General features: G+C 71.3%; 17 protein-coding genes and 1 tRNA gene. 17 read left to right on the forward strand and 1 reads right to left on the reverse strand.

The features are described 5' to 3' along the window. Positions 1 to 384 precede the first annotated feature (384 nt). The 15 genes from KG102_RS08545 (at position 385) to KG102_RS08615 (ending at position 13119) form a co-directional block, all read left to right on the forward strand. Positions 385 to 1266 carry a heme o synthase gene (locus KG102_RS08545; protein WP_243884827.1) on the forward strand — a complete coding sequence of 294 codons (882 nt, stop codon included), beginning with the start codon at positions 385 to 387 and terminating at the stop codon, positions 1264 to 1266. 8 nt (positions 1267 to 1274) lie between these two features. Then, positions 1275 to 2216: a site-specific tyrosine recombinase XerD gene (locus tag KG102_RS08550; RefSeq protein ID WP_208289980.1), complete on the forward strand. Its 942-nt coding sequence runs from the start codon at positions 1275 to 1277 to the stop codon at positions 2214 to 2216. 113 nt (positions 2217 to 2329) lie between these two features. Beyond that, positions 2330 to 3145, forward strand: coding sequence for a ParA family protein (locus KG102_RS08555; RefSeq protein ID WP_243884825.1), 816 nt, complete (start codon positions 2330 to 2332; stop codon positions 3143 to 3145). Then, positions 3114 to 4043 carry a segregation and condensation protein A gene (locus KG102_RS08560; protein ID WP_307802446.1) on the forward strand — a complete coding sequence of 310 codons (930 nt, stop codon included), beginning with the start codon at positions 3114 to 3116 and terminating at the stop codon, positions 4041 to 4043. Before KG102_RS08555 ends, KG102_RS08560 begins: the two co-directional genes overlap by 32 nt. Next, entirely contained in the window at positions 4040 to 4717 is a 678-nt protein-coding gene (gene scpB, locus KG102_RS08565; protein ID WP_208213510.1) for an SMC-Scp complex subunit ScpB, read from the forward strand. The genes KG102_RS08560 and scpB overlap by 4 nt, the downstream gene beginning before the upstream one ends. A 293-nt stretch (positions 4718 to 5010) precedes the next feature. Then, the gene (locus KG102_RS08570) at positions 5011 to 5757 is read left to right on the forward strand and encodes a pseudouridine synthase (protein WP_208213509.1); all 747 of its coding nucleotides are present in this window, start codon (positions 5011 to 5013) and stop codon (positions 5755 to 5757) included. Then, positions 5754 to 6863, forward strand: a complete 1110-nt coding sequence (locus tag KG102_RS08575; RefSeq protein ID WP_208289979.1) for a prephenate dehydrogenase — start codon at positions 5754 to 5756, stop codon at positions 6861 to 6863. The genes KG102_RS08570 and KG102_RS08575 overlap by 4 nt, the downstream gene beginning before the upstream one ends. After that, positions 6845 to 7555: a (d)CMP kinase gene (gene cmk / locus KG102_RS08580; protein ID WP_208289978.1), complete on the forward strand. Its 711-nt coding sequence runs from the start codon at positions 6845 to 6847 to the stop codon at positions 7553 to 7555. The genes KG102_RS08575 and cmk overlap by 19 nt, the downstream gene beginning before the upstream one ends. Next, entirely contained in the window at positions 7552 to 8238 is a 687-nt protein-coding gene (locus KG102_RS08585; RefSeq protein WP_208289977.1) for a lysophospholipid acyltransferase family protein, read from the forward strand. The genes cmk and KG102_RS08585 overlap by 4 nt, the downstream gene beginning before the upstream one ends. A 12-nt stretch (positions 8239 to 8250) precedes the next feature. Continuing rightward, entirely contained in the window at positions 8251 to 9072 is an 822-nt protein-coding gene (locus KG102_RS08590; protein ID WP_208289976.1) for a class I SAM-dependent methyltransferase, read from the forward strand. Between the two features lie 57 nt (positions 9073 to 9129). Continuing rightward, positions 9130 to 10605, forward strand: a complete 1476-nt coding sequence (gene der / locus KG102_RS08595) for a ribosome biogenesis GTPase Der (protein WP_208289975.1) — start codon at positions 9130 to 9132, stop codon at positions 10603 to 10605. Beyond that, a complete protein-coding gene (locus KG102_RS08600; protein WP_208289974.1) occupies positions 10602 to 11645 on the forward strand; it encodes a hypothetical protein in 1044 nt (347 codons plus the stop codon). Before der ends, KG102_RS08600 begins: the two co-directional genes overlap by 4 nt. Before the next feature lie 28 nt (positions 11646 to 11673). Next, positions 11674 to 11747, forward strand: a tRNA-Pro gene (locus KG102_RS08605). Between the two features lie 182 nt (positions 11748 to 11929). Next, entirely contained in the window at positions 11930 to 12190 is a 261-nt protein-coding gene (locus tag KG102_RS08610) for a helix-turn-helix transcriptional regulator (RefSeq protein ID WP_208213502.1), read from the forward strand. A 260-nt stretch (positions 12191 to 12450) separates the two neighbouring features. Next, positions 12451 to 13119 carry a hypothetical protein gene (locus KG102_RS08615; RefSeq protein WP_208289973.1) on the forward strand — a complete coding sequence of 223 codons (669 nt, stop codon included), beginning with the start codon at positions 12451 to 12453 and terminating at the stop codon, positions 13117 to 13119. 335 nt (positions 13120 to 13454) lie between these two features. Here the strand turns inward: KG102_RS08615 and KG102_RS08620 are convergent, their stop codons facing one another. Next, positions 13455 to 14099 carry a BTAD domain-containing putative transcriptional regulator gene (locus KG102_RS08620; RefSeq protein WP_208289972.1) on the reverse strand — a complete coding sequence of 215 codons (645 nt, stop codon included), beginning with the start codon at positions 14097 to 14099 and terminating at the stop codon, positions 13455 to 13457. Between the two features lie 235 nt (positions 14100 to 14334). Between KG102_RS08620 and KG102_RS08625 the strand changes: the two genes are divergently transcribed. Together KG102_RS08625 and KG102_RS08630 are read left to right on the forward strand one after the other, a co-directional pair. Beyond that, positions 14335 to 14643, forward strand: a complete 309-nt coding sequence (locus KG102_RS08625; RefSeq protein ID WP_208289971.1) for a DUF389 domain-containing protein — start codon at positions 14335 to 14337, stop codon at positions 14641 to 14643. 200 nt (positions 14644 to 14843) lie between these two features. Then, positions 14844 to 16091, forward strand: coding sequence for a hypothetical protein (locus KG102_RS08630; protein WP_208289970.1), 1248 nt, complete (start codon positions 14844 to 14846; stop codon positions 16089 to 16091). Positions 16092 to 16514: the final 423 nt, after the last annotated feature.

Here is a 16514-nt window from a genome sequence, read left to right on the forward strand (position 1 = left end):
GGTGGGACGCCACGCCGATGGCGGTCGTCGGACCGTGCCCACCGACCCTATAGCGGACCGGGCAGCGCACGCCCGGGGTGACCATCCGGCAGCGACGTCCGTGCTCTTCCGAGCCTGCGGCGACCGATCTCACACGCGTGTAGCGGTGATCCGGGGCCGGCGTCGTGCCTCGGCCCAGGCGCAGGCCGTAGCATGGCCGGGCGACCTACCCCCGCCGGACCACGAACGGAACCGCAGCGCGTGCGCCTCAGCAGCCCCCTGTCAGTCGATGACGCCGGAGCGTCGTCAGCGTCGACCCCGGGCTCGAACGAGACGTCGGCGCCCGTCGCGGCGACCTCCTCGGACACGACGGTCTCCGTCGCGCCGAGCGGCCCGCTCGCGCGGCTGCGCCGGGTGGTCGGTCCGTACGTCGCGCTGACCAAGCCCCGGGTCATCGAGCTGCTGCTCGTCACCACCCTGCCGACGATGATCCTGGCGCACGGAGGGTTCCCCTCGCTGAGGCTCGTCGTCGCGACCCTGGTCGGCGGCGCCGCCGCAGCGGGTTCGGCCAACGTGCTGAACTGCTACCTCGACCGCGACATCGACAAGATCATGAACCGCACCAAGCGGCGGCCCATCGTGACCGGTGAGGTGACGCCCCGCGCGGCGCTGGTCTTCGGGCTCGTGCTCGGCGTCCTGTCGCTCACGTGGCTCGCCGTGATGGTGAACCCGGCGTCGGCCTGGCTGACGGCCGCGGCGATCCTCATCTACGTCGTCGGCTACACGATGATCCTCAAGCGCCGCACCCCGCAGAACATCGTCTGGGGCGGGGCCGCCGGGTGCATGCCTGTCCTCATCGGGTGGTCGGCCGTGACCGGAGGGGTGTCGTGGACGGCGGCGCTGCTGTTCGGAGTCATCTTCTTCTGGACGCCGCCGCACTACTGGCCGCTGTCGATGAAGTTCCGCCGCGACTACGCGGCCGCGGGTGTCCCCATGCTGCCGGTGGTGGCCAAGGACACCAAGGTCGCCCGCGAGATGATCGCGTACACGATCGCGATGATCGCGTGCTCGCTGCTGCTGGTCCCCGTGCAGGGCATGACCTGGGTCTACGGGGTGGTCGCCCTGGCGCTCGGGCTGTGGTTCCTGTGGTCGTGCATCGGCCTCCTGCGTCGTGCGGAGCACCCCGAGGCCGGCAAGCTGCGCGCGATGTCCGTCTTCCACGCGTCGATCACCTACCTGACGCTGCTGTCCGTCGCGATCGCGGTGGACGTCTTCCTGCCGTTCTGAGCGCGCGGGTGACGGCCACCGAGATCGGCTCGGCGCTCGAGCTGTATCTCGCCCACCTCACGGTGGAGCGCGGCCTGTCCGCCAACACCCTGCTCGCCTACCGGCGGGACCTCACCCGGTACACGGCGTATCTGGAGTCCCGCGGGCACCGCACGCCGGCCGACGTCACGGAGCTCGACGTCGAGGACTTCCTGCTGGCCGTCCGCACGGGGTCGGACGGACGCACCGCCCTGTCGGCCTCGTCGGCGGCGCGCATCGTGGTCGCCGTTCGGGGATGGCACAAGTTCCTCCTCCTGGACGGCGTGACCGGTATGGACCCGGCGCGCGCCGTGAAGCCGCCGGCACAGCCCAAGCGCCTGCCCAAGGCCATCTCGGTCGGTGACGTCGAGCGCCTGCTGGACGCGGCCGGGCTCGGCGACGGCCCCGTCCCGTTGCGCGACCGGGCGCTCCTGGAGCTGGTCTACGGGACGGGGGCGCGCATCTCGGAGGCCGTGGGCCTCGACGTCGACGACGTCGACCGCACCCCGGGGCGTGCCGCCGTCCGGCTGTTCGGCAAGGGCAGCAAGGAGCGGGTCGTCCCGCTCGGGTCCTTCGCCCTCGAGGCCGTCGAGGCGTACCTGGTCCGCGCCCGGCCTGCGCTGGCCGTCGGCAGCAGGGGCGGGTCCCCGGGCCTGTTCCTCAACACCCGGGGTGCGCGCCTGAGCCGGCAGAGCGCCTGGGCGGTGCTGCGCGTCGCCGCCGAGCGTGCGGGCCTGGCCGGTGCCGAGCACATCTCGCCGCACACGCTGCGGCACTCGTTCGCGACGCACCTGCTGGCCGGGGGAGCGGACGTCCGGGTGGTGCAGGAGCTGCTGGGGCACGCCTCGGTGACGACCACCCAGATCTACACGATGGTGACGCCCGACACGCTGCGCGAGGTCTACGCGGCTGCGCACCCGCGCGCGCGGTGAGATCCGCGCTGCGTCGGACTGTCGCGGGGCCATCGGGCACCCGCCTCCGGTAGGTTGTCCGCGTGGTGAGCCAGCAGACGACCGACCCGCAGCTCGACGCCGTCGGGCGGCCGATGCCTGTGTTCCCGGACCCCGCCCCGCTCGCGTCGCACGGTCCGGCGCGGGTCATCGCGCTGTGCAACCAGAAGGGTGGCGTCGGCAAGACGACGACCACCATCAACCTTGCCGCCGCGCTCGCCGAGTACGGCCGCAAGGTGCTGATCGTCGACTTCGACCCGCAGGGCGCCGCCTCCGTGGGCCTGGGCATCAGCCCGCACGAGCTGGACCGGACGGTCTACAACCTGCTCATGGAGCGGGACGCGGACATCCACTCGCTCATCCAGCAGACGGCGACGCCGGGCCTGGACCTGCTGCCCGCCAACATCGACCTGTCCGCCGCCGAGGTCCAGCTGGTCGGCGAGGTGGCGCGCGAGTCGGTGCTGTCCCGGACACTGCGACCGGTCTTGGACGACTACGACGTGGTGCTGATCGACTGCCAGCCGTCGCTCGGTCTGCTGACAGTGAACGCCCTGACCGCCGCGCACGGCGTGCTCATCCCGCTGGAGTGCGAGTTCTTCGCCCTGCGCGGTGTCGCGCTGCTGGTGGAGACCATCGAGAAGGTGCGCGACCGGCTCAACCCGCGGCTCGAGCTCGACGGCATCCTGGCCACCATGTACGACCCCCGCACGCTGCACGCCCGCGAGGTCGTGGCGCGCGTCAAGGAGGCGTTCGGGGACACGCTGCTGCACACCGTCATCAGCCGCACCGTGAAGTTCCCCGACGCCACCGTCGCCGCCGAGCCGATCACCACCTACGCCCCGACGCACTCGGGTGCGGCGGCCTACCGTCAGCTGGCACGTGAGCTCGTCGCCCGTGGCGACGCCGCCTGACCAGCGCGCGGTCCCGCCCTCGACGTCGGTCCCCGCGCCGACCGGTGCGAGCGCGCCCGTGGGCACGAGTGCGTTCGAGGTCCACCTCACCAACTTCAGCGGGCCGTTCGACCTGCTACTCGGGCTGATCGCCAAGCACAAGCTGGACATCACCGAGGTCGCGCTCGCACAGGTCACCGACGAGTTCATCGCGCACATCCGGGCCGCCGAGAAGCAGTGGGACCTGGGGCAGGCCAGCGAGTTCCTGGTGATCGCCGCCACCCTGCTGGACCTCAAGGCCGCCCGGCTGCTGCCCTCCGCGGACGTCGAGGACGCGGAGGACCTGGAGCTGCTGGAGGCCCGCGACCTGCTGTTCGCCCGGCTCCTGCAGTACCGGGCGTACAAGCTGGTCGCCGCCGACCTGGCGGAGCGGTTCGCCACCGAGGGGCGACGCTTCCCGCGGCTGGTCCAGCTCGAGCCGCACCTGGCGGCGCTGCTGCCGGAGCTGGTCTGGCAGATCGGCCCCGAGCAGCTGGCGGCGCTGGCGGCCAAGGCGGAGCAGCCGAAGGCGGCGCCCCCGGGCGTGGACATCAGCCACCTGCACGCCCCGGCGGTGAGCGTCCGCGAGCAGGCGGCGGTCCTGGTGGACCGGCTCCGGCACGGCGGTGCGCTCTCGTTCCGGGACCTGACCGCGGACGCGGACGCCACGGTCGTGGTGGTGGCCCGGTTCCTGGCGCTGCTGGAGCTCTTCCGGGAGGGCGCCGTCGCCTTCGAGCAGGTCACGCCCCTGGGCGAGCTGACCGTGCGGTGGACCGGCGCCGAGGAGGGCGAGATCGAGGTCTCGGACGACTTCGACACGCTCGACACGACGCTCGACGCAGAACTTGCCCGTGACCGGGCACCCGAGGAGGACGCATGAGCGAGCAGCCGGTTCCCGACGAGCCGACCGACGAGCCGGTCGACGAGCAGGTCGCAGCCGAGAGCGCCGCCGCCGACGAGCTGGCGTTCGACGTCGATGACCTGCCCGGCGGCGCGCTGGCGGCGCTCGAGGCGGTGCTTATGGTGGCCGACGAGCCGATCTCGGCGGTGCGCCTGGCGACGGTTCTCGCGCTGCCGACCAGCCGCGTCGAGGCGCTGCTGGCCGAGCTCTCCGCCGAGTACCGCGGCGAGCTCGGGGGCCGCCCGCGGGGCTTCGAGGTCCGGCGCGTGGGCGACGGCTGGCGGATCTACTCCGCCCCCGCCTACGCCGACGTCGTCGGGCGGTTCGTGCTGGACGGGCAGACGGCCCGGCTGACGCAGGCGGCGCTCGAGACGCTCGCCGTGATCGCGTACCGGCAGCCGGTGACCCGCGGACAGGTGTCCGCGGTCCGCGGGGTCAACGTGGACGGCGTCGTCCGCACGCTCACCACCCGCGGGCTGGTGGCGGAGATGGGCACGGACCCGTCGAGCGGTGCGGTGCTCTACCAGACCACGGGATACTTCTTGGAGCGGATGGGGCTGTCCAGCCTGGACGAGATGCCCCCACTCGCGCCCTACCTGCCGGACATCGACTCCTTCGACGGGGTCGACCAGGCGATCGGAGACAGCAGATGAGCCCCCAGGAACGACGATCAGGAGGCGCCGGCGCGTCCGGTGGTCGATCCGGCGGCAGGCGCGGCGCCGGGGCCGACAGCGGCTCGCAGGGCGGCTCCGCGGGCGGCGCCTCGCGCGGGTCCGCGAGCGGTTCGCCCCGCAGCGGTGCGCCGCGCGGCGCGGCGCCGCGGTCTGGCGGCGGGTACCCCCGCAGCGGTGCCCCCAAGGCCGGTGGCGGGCCGCGCAGCGGCGGCGGTCGCCCCCGCAGCGACGGTGCGTCGAGCAGGCCCTCGAAGGCCAGTCGCACGCCCGAGGTGACCATCGACGTCCACGACCCGGACGGCGTGCGCCTGCAGAAGGTGCTCGCCGCGGCGGGTCTCGGGTCGCGGCGCGCCTGCGAGGACCTCATCTCCGCCGGCCGCGTGACCGTCGACGGGAACAGGGTGGACGAGCTCGGCGTGCGGGTGGACCCGCTGACGGCGGTCATCCACGTGGACGGCATGCGCGTGCAGCTCGACTCGTCGATCGTCACGATCGCGCTGAACAAGCCGCGCGGCGTCGTCTCCACCATGCACGACCCCGAGGGGCGACCGTCGATCGGGCAGTTCGTGTCCGACCGGTCGGAGCGGCTCTTCCACGTCGGCCGCCTGGACGCCGAGACCGAGGGCCTGATCCTGCTGACCAACGACGGGGACCTGGCCAACCGCCTGTCGCACCCGTCGCACGGCGTGCCGAAGGTCTACCTGGCCCAGCTCGAAGGGCGCGTGACGCCGTCGCTCGGGACCCGGCTGGTCAAGGGCATCGAGCTCGAGGACGGCCTCGCCAAGGTCGACAAGTTCCACATCGTCCAGACCACGCCCCAGGCGAGCCTGGTGGAGATCGAGCTGCACGAGGGTCGCAACCGCATCGTGCGCCGGATCTTCGAGGAGGTCGGTCATCCCGTCACCCAGCTGGTCCGGACGCAGATCGGCCCCATCCGCCTGGGTGACCTCAAGCCCGGGCGCACGCGTGTGCTGTCCAAGACCGAGGTGGGCTCCCTGATGACGCGGGTGGGCATGTGACGCTGGCGACGCGCGGGCCGGTGCGGATCGTCGGCACCGGCCTGCTGGGCACGTCGGTGGGCCTCGCGCTGACCGCCCAGGGTGTCGACGTCGTCCTGCACGACCCGTCCCGGACGGCGCTCGCCCTCGCGCGCGACGTCGGGGCCGGACGGCCTGCCTCCCCGACAGACATGACGCCCGCCCTGATCGTCGTCGCCGCCCCGCCCGACGTGACGGCGGACGTGGTCCGTGCCGAGCTCGCCGCCTACCCCGACGCCGTCGTGACGGACGTGGCGAGCGTGAAGGGGTACGTGCTGGCCGAGCTGCGCTCCTCCGGCGCGGACCTGGGGCGCTACGTCGGCTCGCACCCGATGGCGGGCCGCGAGCGTTCCGGTCCGTCCGCCGCCGTGCCCGACCTGTTCCTGGGGCGGCCGTGGGTGGTCTGCGACTCGGGCTCGTCGCACCCGGACGCCGTGCTGGCCGTGCGCTCGCTCGCCGTCGACCTCGGCGCGGTGCCGGTGGCCATGGACGCCGACGCGCACGATGCCGCGGTCGCCGCGGTCTCCCACGTGCCGCAGGTCGCCGCCAGCCTGGTCGCGGCGCGCCTGAGCGGCGCCGACGACGCGGCGCTCGCCCTGGCCGGCCAGGGACTGCGGGACGTCACCCGCCTCGCGGCGTCGGACCCGGCCCTGTGGACCTCGATTCTCGCGGCGAACGCGGCCGCCGTGCGCGACGTCCTGGTGGACCTGCGCACGGACCTGGACGGCGTCATCGACGCCCTCGGCCGGGCGGCGGTGGCGGACGGTCCCGAGACGGTCGAGCTCGGGGCGTTGGCCGCCCTGGCGCAGGCGATCGCCGACGGGAACGCCGGCGTCGCGCGCATCCCCGGCAAGCACGGCGGGGCGCAGCGGACGTACGGCGTGGTCAGCGTGCTGGTGCCGGACGCACCCGGTGAGCTGGCCCGGCTGCTGACCGAGGTGGGGGAGGCCGGCGTCAACCTCGAGGACCTGCACCTCGAGCACGCGGCCGGCCGGCCGGTCGGCATGGCGGAGATCTCGGTGCTGCCCGGCCGGGTGGAGCACCTCGAGGCGGAGCTGACGGCCCGCGGATGGAGACTGGTGAGTTGAGCAAGGCTGTGGTCGTGGCGATCGACGGGCCCTCCGGGTCCGGCAAGTCGAGCGTCGCCCGGGGGGTGGCGCGCGCGCTCGGGCTCGCGTACCTCGACACCGGGGCGATGTACCGCGCGGCGACGTGGTGGTGCCTGCACCAGGACGTGCCGCTCACCGAAGTCGACGAGGTCGCCGCCCAGGTCGAGGCGCTGCCGCTGGTCATGGGCACGGATCCGGCGCACCCCACGGTGCGGGTGGACGGCACCGACGTCGGGGAGGCCATCCGCACCACGGAGATCTCCGCGGCCGTCAGCGCGGTCGCGACCAACCTCGCGGTCCGCGCCGAGCTCGGCCGCCGGCAGCGGGCCGAGATCGAGACGGCCCGCCAGACCGGGAGCGGGATCGTCGCGGAGGGCCGTGACATCACGACCGTCGTGGCTCCCGACGCGGACGTCCGCGTGCTGCTCACCGCGAGCGAGGAGGCCCGCCTGGCCCGTCGGGCGCGTGAGGTGCACGGCACCGACGACGCCGCCGCGGTGGAGGCCACCCGTGACCAGGTGCTGCGCCGCGACGCCGACGACTCGACGGTGGTCGAGTTCCACGTCGCCGCCGACGGCGTCGTGACCGTGGACTCCTCGGACCTGGACCTCGAGCAGACCGTGCAGGCCGTCCTCGACGTCGTCGAGTCGGTCGTCGGCCCCCGCCCGTGAGCACGGCCGTCGGCCCGTCGGAGCGGGGTCCGCGCTGGGCGCGCTGGGTCGGGCGCTTCCTGGCGAAGGGCGTGTGGGACACCGAGGTCGTGGCTGCGCACCTGGTGCCGGCCGAGGGACCCGTGCTCCTGGCCGCCAACCACACGGGGCTCGTCGACGGACCCGTGCTGCTCGGGGTCTCACCGCGGCCCTCGCACATGCTCGTGAAGTCGGAGATGTTCTGGGGGCCGGTCGGCTCCGTGCTGCGCGCCTCCGGCCAGATCGCCGTGGAGCGCGACGGCGGTCGCTCCGCGCTCACCAGCGCCCTCGCGGTCCTCAAGCGCGGCGGCGTGGTCGGCGTGTTCCCGGAGGGGAACCGCGGCAAGGGCGACGCGGCGAACGCCCGCGCGGGCATCACGTGGCTGGCGCTGAACGCCAAGGCTCCCGTGGTGCCGGTCGCCGTCCTCGGCACGCGCCGGACGGGGGAGTCCGTGGGCCACGTGCCCGGGCTGCGACGCCGGCTCGCCATCGAGTTCGGTGAGCCGCTGACGATCGAGCGCACACCGGGGATGTCGGGTCGAGGGGCCCTCCAGGAGGCCAACGAGGCCATCCGGGTAGCCCTCGCCGACCTCGTGGACCGGGCGCAGGCGCGGACGGGGATCGCGCTGCCGACGGACGACCCCAACCGCGAGCGGGTCGGCTGAGGCAGGTCGGCCATGGACCGGGACCGGGACTGGGAGTGGGACCCGACCCTGTTCGCCGGGACGGCGGCGCACTACTCCGTCGGCCGGATGGCGTACCCGCCCGCACTGGCCGACGCCCTGCGTGACGCGCTGAGCCTCGACGGGACGGGCCGCCTGCTGGACGTCGGCTGCGGCCCCGGCTCGCTCACCCTGCTGCTCGCACCCCTGTACGCCGCGGCGGTCGGGGTGGACCCGGACCCGGACATGCTCGTCGAGGCCCGCCGCGCAGCGGGGTCGCTCCCCGTGCAGTGGCGCCGGCTGCGCGCCGAGGAGCTGCCCGCGGACCTGGGCAGGTTCCGGACGGTCGTGTTCGCGCAGTCCTTCCACTGGATGGACCAGCCGCTGGTCGCCGAGCGCGTGCGGGCGATGCTCGACGCGGACGGCGCGTGGGTGCACGTCTCGGCGACGACCCATCGCGGGGTCGGGATCGACGACGCGACGCTCCCGCACCCGCAGCCGCCCTGGGAGCACATCGACCAGCTGGTGCAGGACTACCTGGGGCCGGTCCGACGAGCCGGGCGCGGGTCGCTTCCCCACGGCACGCGCGGCGGCGAGGACGACGTGATGCGCGCCGCCGGCTACCGCGGGCCGCAGCGGCTCGTCGTCCCGCGCGGCGAGGTGCTCGAGCGCACCACGGACGACGTCGTCGCCGCCGTCCTGTCCCTGTCCAGCTCGGCCGCGCACCTGTTCGCCGACCGGTTCGACGACTTCGTGCACGACCTGCGCCTGCTGCTCGGTGCCGGCCCGTTCAGCGAGCGGGCGCGCGATGTGGCGGTGGCGATCTGGCGGCCGTGACGGGACTCTCGGCGGTCGGCGTCCCCGCGCGGTCGGCGGACAGGGGACAATGGACGCATGACTGAGCCCGAGCCCACCTTTGCGCTGCCCGACGAGGCCGGCGACGCCGACCGCGAGCGCGCGCTGCGCGCCGGGCTCACCGACTACGAGCTCGAGGACGAGGACCTCGCTCTCCTGCACGCCGGGGACGTCGGCGAGATCGGCGAGGAGCCGGTCGTCGTCTTCCCGGTGCTCGCGGTCGTCGGACGGCCCAACGTCGGCAAGTCGACGCTCGTCAACCGTATCCTCGGGCGCCGCGAGGCCGTCGTCGAGGACAAGCCGGGCGTCACGCGCGACCGCGTGAGCTACCCGGCCGAGTGGTCGGGCAAGCGGTTCACGCTGGTCGACACCGGTGGCTGGGAGGTCGACGTCGCCGGGATCGAGGCGCGCGTGGCCCAGCAGGCCGAGGTCGCGATCTCGCTCGCCGACGCCGTGATCTTCGTCGTCGACGCGACCGTCGGAGTCACCGAGACCGACACCCAGGTGGTCCGGCTCCTGCGCAAGGCCGGCAAGCCCGTGGTGCTGTGCGCCAACAAGGTGGACGGACCCGCCGGCGAGGCGGACGCCGCCAACCTGTGGTCGCTCGGGCTCGGCGAGCCGTTCCCCGTCTCCGCTCTGCACGGGCGGGGCACGGGCGACCTGCTCGACGCCGCGATCGCGGCCCTGCCCGAGGTCTCGGCGCACGGCAAGCCCATCCCCGACGGCCCTCGCCGTGTGGCGCTGGTCGGCCGCCCGAACGTCGGCAAGTCCTCGCTGCTGAACAAGGTCCTCGGCGCCGAGCGCGTCGTGGTCGACGAGGTCGCCGGCACCACCCGTGACCCGGTCGACGAGCTCGTCGCCCTCAAGGGCAAGCCGTGGGTGTTCGTCGACACCGCAGGGATCCGCCGCCGGGTGCACCAGACGTCCGGCGCCGACTTCTACGCCTCGCTGCGCACGCAGGCCGCGATCGAGAAGGCGGAGGTGGCGGTCGTGCTGGTCGACGCCTCGGTGAAGCTCACGGAGCAGGACACCCGCGTGATCACCCAGGTCATCGAGGCCGGTCGCGCGCTCGTCATCGCGTACAACAAGTGGGACCTCATGGACGAGGACCGCCGCCCGTTCCTCGAACGCGAGATCGAGCAGGACCTGGTCCAGGTGCAGTGGGCGCCGCGGGTCAACATCTCCGCCAAGACCGGCTGGCACACGGACCGGCTGGTGCCCGCGCTCGAGCGCGCGCTGGAGTCGTGGGACATGCGCATCTCGACCGGGCGCCTCAACGCGTTCCTGGGCGAGCTCGTCGCGGCCCACCCGCACCCGCTGCGCGGCGGCAAGCAGCCCCGCATCCTGTTCGCGACGCAGGCGTCCACCCGCCCGCCGCGCTTCGTCATCTTCGCCACCGGCTTCCTCGACCCCGGCTACCGCCGGTACATCGAGCGTCGCCTGCGCGAGACGTTCGGCTTCGAGGGCACGCCGATCTCCATCTCCGTCCGGGTCCGGGAGAAGCGCAAGCGGTGACGTCGAAGGGTCCGGTGCCGCCTCGGCGGCTGCCACTGCGGCTCGGGCTGCCGCGCGACCCCGCGTCGAGCAGCCACATCACGGCGTTCCTGGCGATCACGCTCGCGACGGTCGTCGTCACCCGTCTGCTGCTTCGGCTCACCGGCTTCCCGCAGCTCGGCGGCGGGGGAGTGCACATCTCCCACGTGCTGTGGGGCGGCCTGCTCATGGCCCTGGCGTTCATCGTCCTCATGACGTTCGTCGGCCCGGTCGTCCGCCGGGTCGTCGTGGTGCTCGCCGGCGTCGGTTTCGGGCTGTTCATCGACGAGATCGGCAAGTTCGTCACGTCGGACTACGACTACTTCTGGGAACCGACGGCGGCCCTCATCTACCTCGTGGTCGTCGGCCTGGGACTCTTCGCGGACATGCTGCACCGCCGCCATCCGCGCGAGCCGTCCGAGTACCTGGCCGCGGCCGCCGACCAGGCGGTCGCGGGCCTCGCGGGCGGCTTCAGCGCCCGGGAGCGCACCCGGGCGCACTGGTACCTCGAGCGCGCCGGCGACGCCCCGGGCGCCGCGCAGGTGCGTGCGCTGCTGGAGGCGGTGGAGCACGACGCCCACGAGCTCCCCGACCCCGTGGGGGCGATGTCCCGGGGGATCGTCCACGTGTCCCGCTGGCTCGTCCGGGCCCGTTGGGTGCCCTGGGTGACGGTCGCCCTGCTGGTCGCGACGTCCGCCGTGACGCTGGCGCGTGGGATCTACGGCTGGACGGCGTCCGCCGACGAGCCCGCCTGGCTCGTCGTGGGCATCCTGCTCAGCGGGTTCGCCTCGACCGCCTTCGCCGTGGTCGGTCTGGCCCGTGTGCGCGGCGACCGGGAGGACGGCTACCGCTGGTTCCGGCGCGCGGTCCTGGTGGCGCTGCTGGTCACGCAGATCTTCCTGTTCCGGCTCGCGCCCTGGGACGCGACGATCGGGCTGCTGGTGGACCTGGTGATCCTGGCGGTGGTCGCGGCCGAGCTCGACGTGATCGCCGATGACCGGACCACGTCGCCCGTGGGGTAGAGTTTCGGAGGCTTCTACGGGAGCCGTTCGGGCTGTGGCGCAGCTTGGTAGCGCACTTGACTGGGGGTCAAGGGGTCGCAGGTTCAAATCCTGTCAGCCCGACGTATCAGGCCTGGTGAGACGGTGTCTCACCAGGCCTGAGGTGTATCCAGACATGCTCGATCCCGCGTTTTCCCTGCGTTTATCGTCCCGCGCCGCACGAACGCACCAGGGCATGCACGCGATGGCAGGCAACGATGTGCATCGCCGTCGTGCCTTGCTCATCGGCGCGCACACCTTCGTGTATGAACACGAACGAGTCACCCACAAGCGCCTCGACACAATCGACGGCGACGGCCGACGGCCTCGAGCCGCTGCTCAGCATCGAAACACTGGCGGAGTACGTCGGTGTACCGGTCGTGACCATCTACCGATGGCGGACCGAGGGCAAGGGACCGTGCGCCGTACGGATCGGCCGCCACCTCAGGTTCGCCCTCTCGGACGTTCGAGCGTGGCTGGAGACGGTCCACGAGAGCCAGCCGGGTATTGCGCCGCGCATTCGATGATGCGCCGTGGGTAGGGGTCTTCCGAGAGATCACCGGAGACACTCCGATCCCGCTCCTCGTCGAGTACTGGCGCACGGAGCTCGAGTCCGAAGGTGAGCTCGCGGTCAGCACCAGAGAGCGGTACGTGTGGGAGGTGACGCACCTCTTGCTGCCGGCGTTCCAGCACTTCACCATTCGGGAGGTCACCGTCGACAGGGTCTGGCTACCCAGCAGTACAACCAGCACCACATCGACCACCTCAACAACCGGAGCTGATTGTGATGAGGAAATCGCTCAGATTGCTCCCTGCCGCAGTTTCGGCCGTCGTCGCCGTCACCGTGCTCGGCGCGTGTGCGCCCAGCTCACTGGAAGACCGATCTGCCTCGGCGTTGGCTGATCTCTTCGCCGGCTACTCCGCGGACTACGATCCGGTGGCCTCTCCGGCCGAGCTGGCAAAGGCGTCAGACCTGGTCGTCGCTGGCAAGATTGTCCGCATCGTCGACGGACCGCAATACGGCACCTCAGCGGACGACCCCGGTCTGAGCAGTTCGGTCGTGCTGCAGGTGCACGTCGACAAGATCTACGCGGGCTCCTTGCCCAGTCAGGCCCGCGAGATGGTGTACGTCGTCCTTCCTGCGCCCGGTGGCACTCCTGCGAGTTCCTACGACAAGCACGTCCCGAAGGCATCCACCGCGGTCTTCTACCTCGAAGCGGCAGCAACAGCCGAACAGACACCCATGCTTGGGGGGGATTCCGGTCGGCCGAAGAAGCAGCCGCTGCTGACACCCCCGAGCCCCCAGGGGATCGTGATCGAGGATGACGGTGACGTGGTTCAGCTTCTCGAGAAGACCACCTTCGAAGGTACGGACCTGAGCGCATTCATCCCCGAGTCTGAAAAGTTCCCGGTCGACCCGGGTGCGCCTCAGGAGCCCGACGTCGATCCTTCCTGATCCCGGGGCACACACTCACGCCAGCCTTCTACCGCCGCGCTACACGTGAAGTGATGAGGCCGCCTCCCCGCGGAGCGGTCTCATCACTTCACGGTTGAGTGAATAACCTCACTCACTTCGGTTCAGTCGCCACTCCGCTGCGCAGAGCAGTCTCGCCGGGGCGCTCTCCTCAAGCGTGGCACTGCCCGAACCGTGGTGTAGCCGGGATGCTGATGCACGCTGCGCACTGACGCCGTCGAGAGCACCGGGAGCCTGCCGATCTGTTTGCCTTCCACTAGCCGGGATTAGGGCCCGGGTTTGGTCCGCTCAGATGCAGCTCAACATTTCGTGAGTACCTAGCCAGCAAGTTCTGGATCAAGGTCGCCGAGCAGGGCGGAGAACCGTGCTCGGAGTCGAACTGCTTCCTCGGGACCGCCGGTCGCCAGGGCTGCTTCGAGGGCCATGCCTTGAAGTGACTCGGAGTAGGGCGCCACCTGCATGCCGTGGAGCGCGGTGTCCAGAGCCTCGCGCTCACTGCCCGAGTCGCGCTGGAAGCGCGCCAGTATGGCGGCGGCTTCAGCGATCGCTCCGGTCATCCGCTGAATGTCGTAGTCCGCCCATGCGTACTCGGCGCCACTGATGCCGCGGAAGGGTCGGTCACGAACGAGGTCCAGGGCATCGCTCAATCGATCGATCTCCGAGCCTCCGTCGCTCGGATGCTCGTTCTCAAGCACCCGTCGGAACTTGTGCCAATCGGTGGTGGCCCCGTCGCCGAGACGGTAGCGGCCATCCTTGTCAGCGACCGGCAGGACCTGCGCTCCGACGTGGCGGCGGGTCCTGTAGATGAATGCGTTGCGGGTACCGGCGTTGATGCGGGTTCCATTCCATAGGACGTCGTCTAGGTCGGCGCCGGCGTCCAGCTCCACGACGACGCTGACGCCGAACAGCAGCCAGGCGACGGCACCACAGCCCGTCGCCGCGCCGCAACCAGTGAATTCCAAGCACCTCGGTGCCCGCGACCGCTACCTCGCGACCATGCGGGCATGGTGTGGAACCTCCTGCGGCTCGTGCTTCCCGACAGCCAGCGTCGGAGCAACGATGACCTGACGGCGGATCTCGACCTGTCGGCGGGGGAGGTGTCAGCCAAGGGCTCGGCCTTCTGGACGATGCTCTTCCTGAGTGCCGTCATCGCGACAGCAGGTGTGCTGGCCGACCACAGCCACCTTCATCGGCGCCATGATCATCGCCCCGCTGTCGACCCCGATCATGGGCCTGGCGCTCGGTCTGGCCAAGTGTCCGTATCGCGCGACGCTGTACTCCGCCGGGGTCGTGCTCCTCGGTGTCACTCTCGTCGTGGCGGTCGGTCCGGTGTTCTCGATCGTCGTGCCGACGTCGTTCGGCCTGCTGTCGAACGAGCAGATCGCGAGCCGCGTCGAGGGTGGAGCGAACGGCTCGTCGCCGACGTGTGCGTTCGCATTTCGCCGCAGGAGAGTCTGGCCGTGGCGCAGCTCGCTCCGCCTGCGTGTGAGTGAGCTACACGGTTGAGCGCCTAGAAGCAAAGTAATCGAGCGTTCGGCGACTCCGCCGGGTGCGTCCTTTTGGCGGCTTGAGCGTCTTCGTAGGTGTCAGCCGCACGCGCCACTGGTTACTGACGACTAGCAGGTGTATCGGAACAGCCACCGGGGTCCCATTTGTTCTGGGGCCCTGTCATGAGGACCGGGCCACGACCTCCGACGGAGGACCTGATGGTCAAGAACGAGCGTTCGACCGATCCCAATGCCTCCGCGGCTCCTGCCACGGTTACGCCCGTGTTGTCCGCGGACGAGGTCCCTGCCGACGCATCCCCGGTTATCGAGGTGAGCCAGGAAGTTCCCGGTCCCGATGCCGTCCCTTCGACCGATCCCAATGCCCCCGCGGCTCCTGCCACGGTCACGCCCGTGTTGCCCGCGGGCAAGGCCTTTGCCGACCAATCCCCGGTTATCGCGGCGAACCAGGAAGTTCCCGGTCCCGATGCCGTCCGGGGCGACGACCAGCGCGCTGCCGTGCCGGGCAATGGAGCGGGAGGGGGGGCGCCAATCGTCCCCCGCTACACGTGGCAGGCCGCCGCGGAGGCGCGACGTAGCGAGCTCGCGCGGGAGGTGCGCCTGCAGCGCGCTGCAGGCGGTCTCGACCAGTACAGAGCAAAGTTGTTCCTCGACGACCTGGACGTGGTCTCTCTCATGATCGACGTGGGGCGGCGCGGTAGCGGTACTCGGTTGAGCGAGTGGTTGCGCGGTTCGCGTATCGAGATGGTGTGGCGCCTGTTGCACGGCGTTGAACGCGACCTGGCAGGCTTCCGTTCCAGCCAAGTCCTGCAGGGGGCCCTCCCTGGCATCGTCAGCAGCGCGCAGCGCTACTTGCCCAAGAACACACGCACCGTCGACGCCGCCGTGAGATGGATGAAGGACGTACCGGGGGAAGCGAAGTTGCGAAGCGGGGTACGTACCTTGCTCGAGGAGTCCCATTCTGCGTCGGATGACTACTACACCGCGGTTCGGAATCTCCGGAACAGGATGCTCGCGCTGTCGCTCACGGCTGTTCTCGGTGCGGTGCTCTTGGTGGTGGTGCAGTGGCGGGTTGCTGCCCTGCCAGTCATCCCGCCGCCCGACGGGTTCAAGGGCGACCCGTGGCATTTGCTCGTGTTCGTCATGCTCTCTGGTGCGCTCGGCGCGTTCGTCACCGGCCTGGTTCCCATGCTGAAGGCTGCAGGAGGGAAGTTGCCGTACAAGCTGCCGTTCCAGCAAGGGTTGCTCAAGATCGCCGTCGGTCCGCTCGCGGCGGTCGTCGGACTGGTGTTCGTCGTCGGCGGTCTGACCGGGACGCAGCCCAACGGGCTTCCGCAATTGTTCGCGATCGCCGTCGTGTTCGGCGCAGCCCAGCAGGTTCTCACCGGCTTCGCGGACCGCAGCGCCGCGGAGATCCTTGCCAAGAAGGAGAACCCGGCGACGTCGTAGAAGGGGTGGTGTCCGCCTCGCTGCGTGGTTGCAGCTGTCGGCGCCGGTCGCGGCGTGCGTGGTGGCACCCGGGTTACCGGGACCTTGGCAGCAGGCCAGCACGAGCGCCGTCGCGACGACGACGACGAGCGCACGGTCCCGACGTGACGTGGGGTCACGCTGGCAGACGTTGTAGCCGACCGCGATGCCCTTCATCCGTGTGGCCGTGCCGTTGCGCGACATTCGGGTGATACGTCAGAAGACCAGCGATGTGACCTGGGCCGACGTCCTCCCTTCGGCCTCGCCCTGTGCCGGAGCTCGCAGGACGAACCCCATGGGCCTGTCCCGGCGCACCTTCCGCTCAGTCGTCGTCGGGTTCGCGCACATAGGTGAACTACCTGGGCACGCGATTGAACCAGGTTCTGCGTCGGCTGGGCCCCGGCC

This window comes from Cellulomonas fengjieae (assembly GCF_018388465.1).
In the GTDB taxonomy this organism is placed as follows: Bacteria; Actinomycetota; Actinomycetes; order Actinomycetales; family Cellulomonadaceae; genus Cellulomonas; species Cellulomonas fengjieae.

Coding starts and splice junctions, on each gene's coding strand:
- KG102_RS08555 (WP_243884825.1), top strand. CDS start 2,330: ATGCCTGTGTTCCCGGACCCCGCCCCGCTCGCGTCGCACGGTCCGGCG.
- scpB (WP_208213510.1), top strand. CDS start 4,040: ATGAGCGAGCAGCCGGTTCCCGACGAGCCGACCGACGAGCCGGTCGAC.
- cmk (WP_208289978.1), top strand. CDS start 6,845: ATGGAGACTGGTGAGTTGAGCAAGGCTGTGGTCGTGGCGATCGACGGG.
- KG102_RS08590 (WP_208289976.1), top strand. CDS start 8,251: ATGGACCGGGACCGGGACTGGGAGTGGGACCCGACCCTGTTCGCCGGG.
- der (WP_208289975.1), top strand. CDS start 9,130: ATGACTGAGCCCGAGCCCACCTTTGCGCTGCCCGACGAGGCCGGCGAC.
- KG102_RS08610 (WP_208213502.1), top strand. CDS start 11,930: ATGAACACGAACGAGTCACCCACAAGCGCCTCGACACAATCGACGGCG.
- KG102_RS08615 (WP_208289973.1), top strand. CDS start 12,451: ATGAGGAAATCGCTCAGATTGCTCCCTGCCGCAGTTTCGGCCGTCGTC.
- KG102_RS08625 (WP_208289971.1), top strand. CDS start 14,335: ATGATCATCGCCCCGCTGTCGACCCCGATCATGGGCCTGGCGCTCGGT.
- KG102_RS08630 (WP_208289970.1), top strand. CDS start 14,844: ATGGTCAAGAACGAGCGTTCGACCGATCCCAATGCCTCCGCGGCTCCT.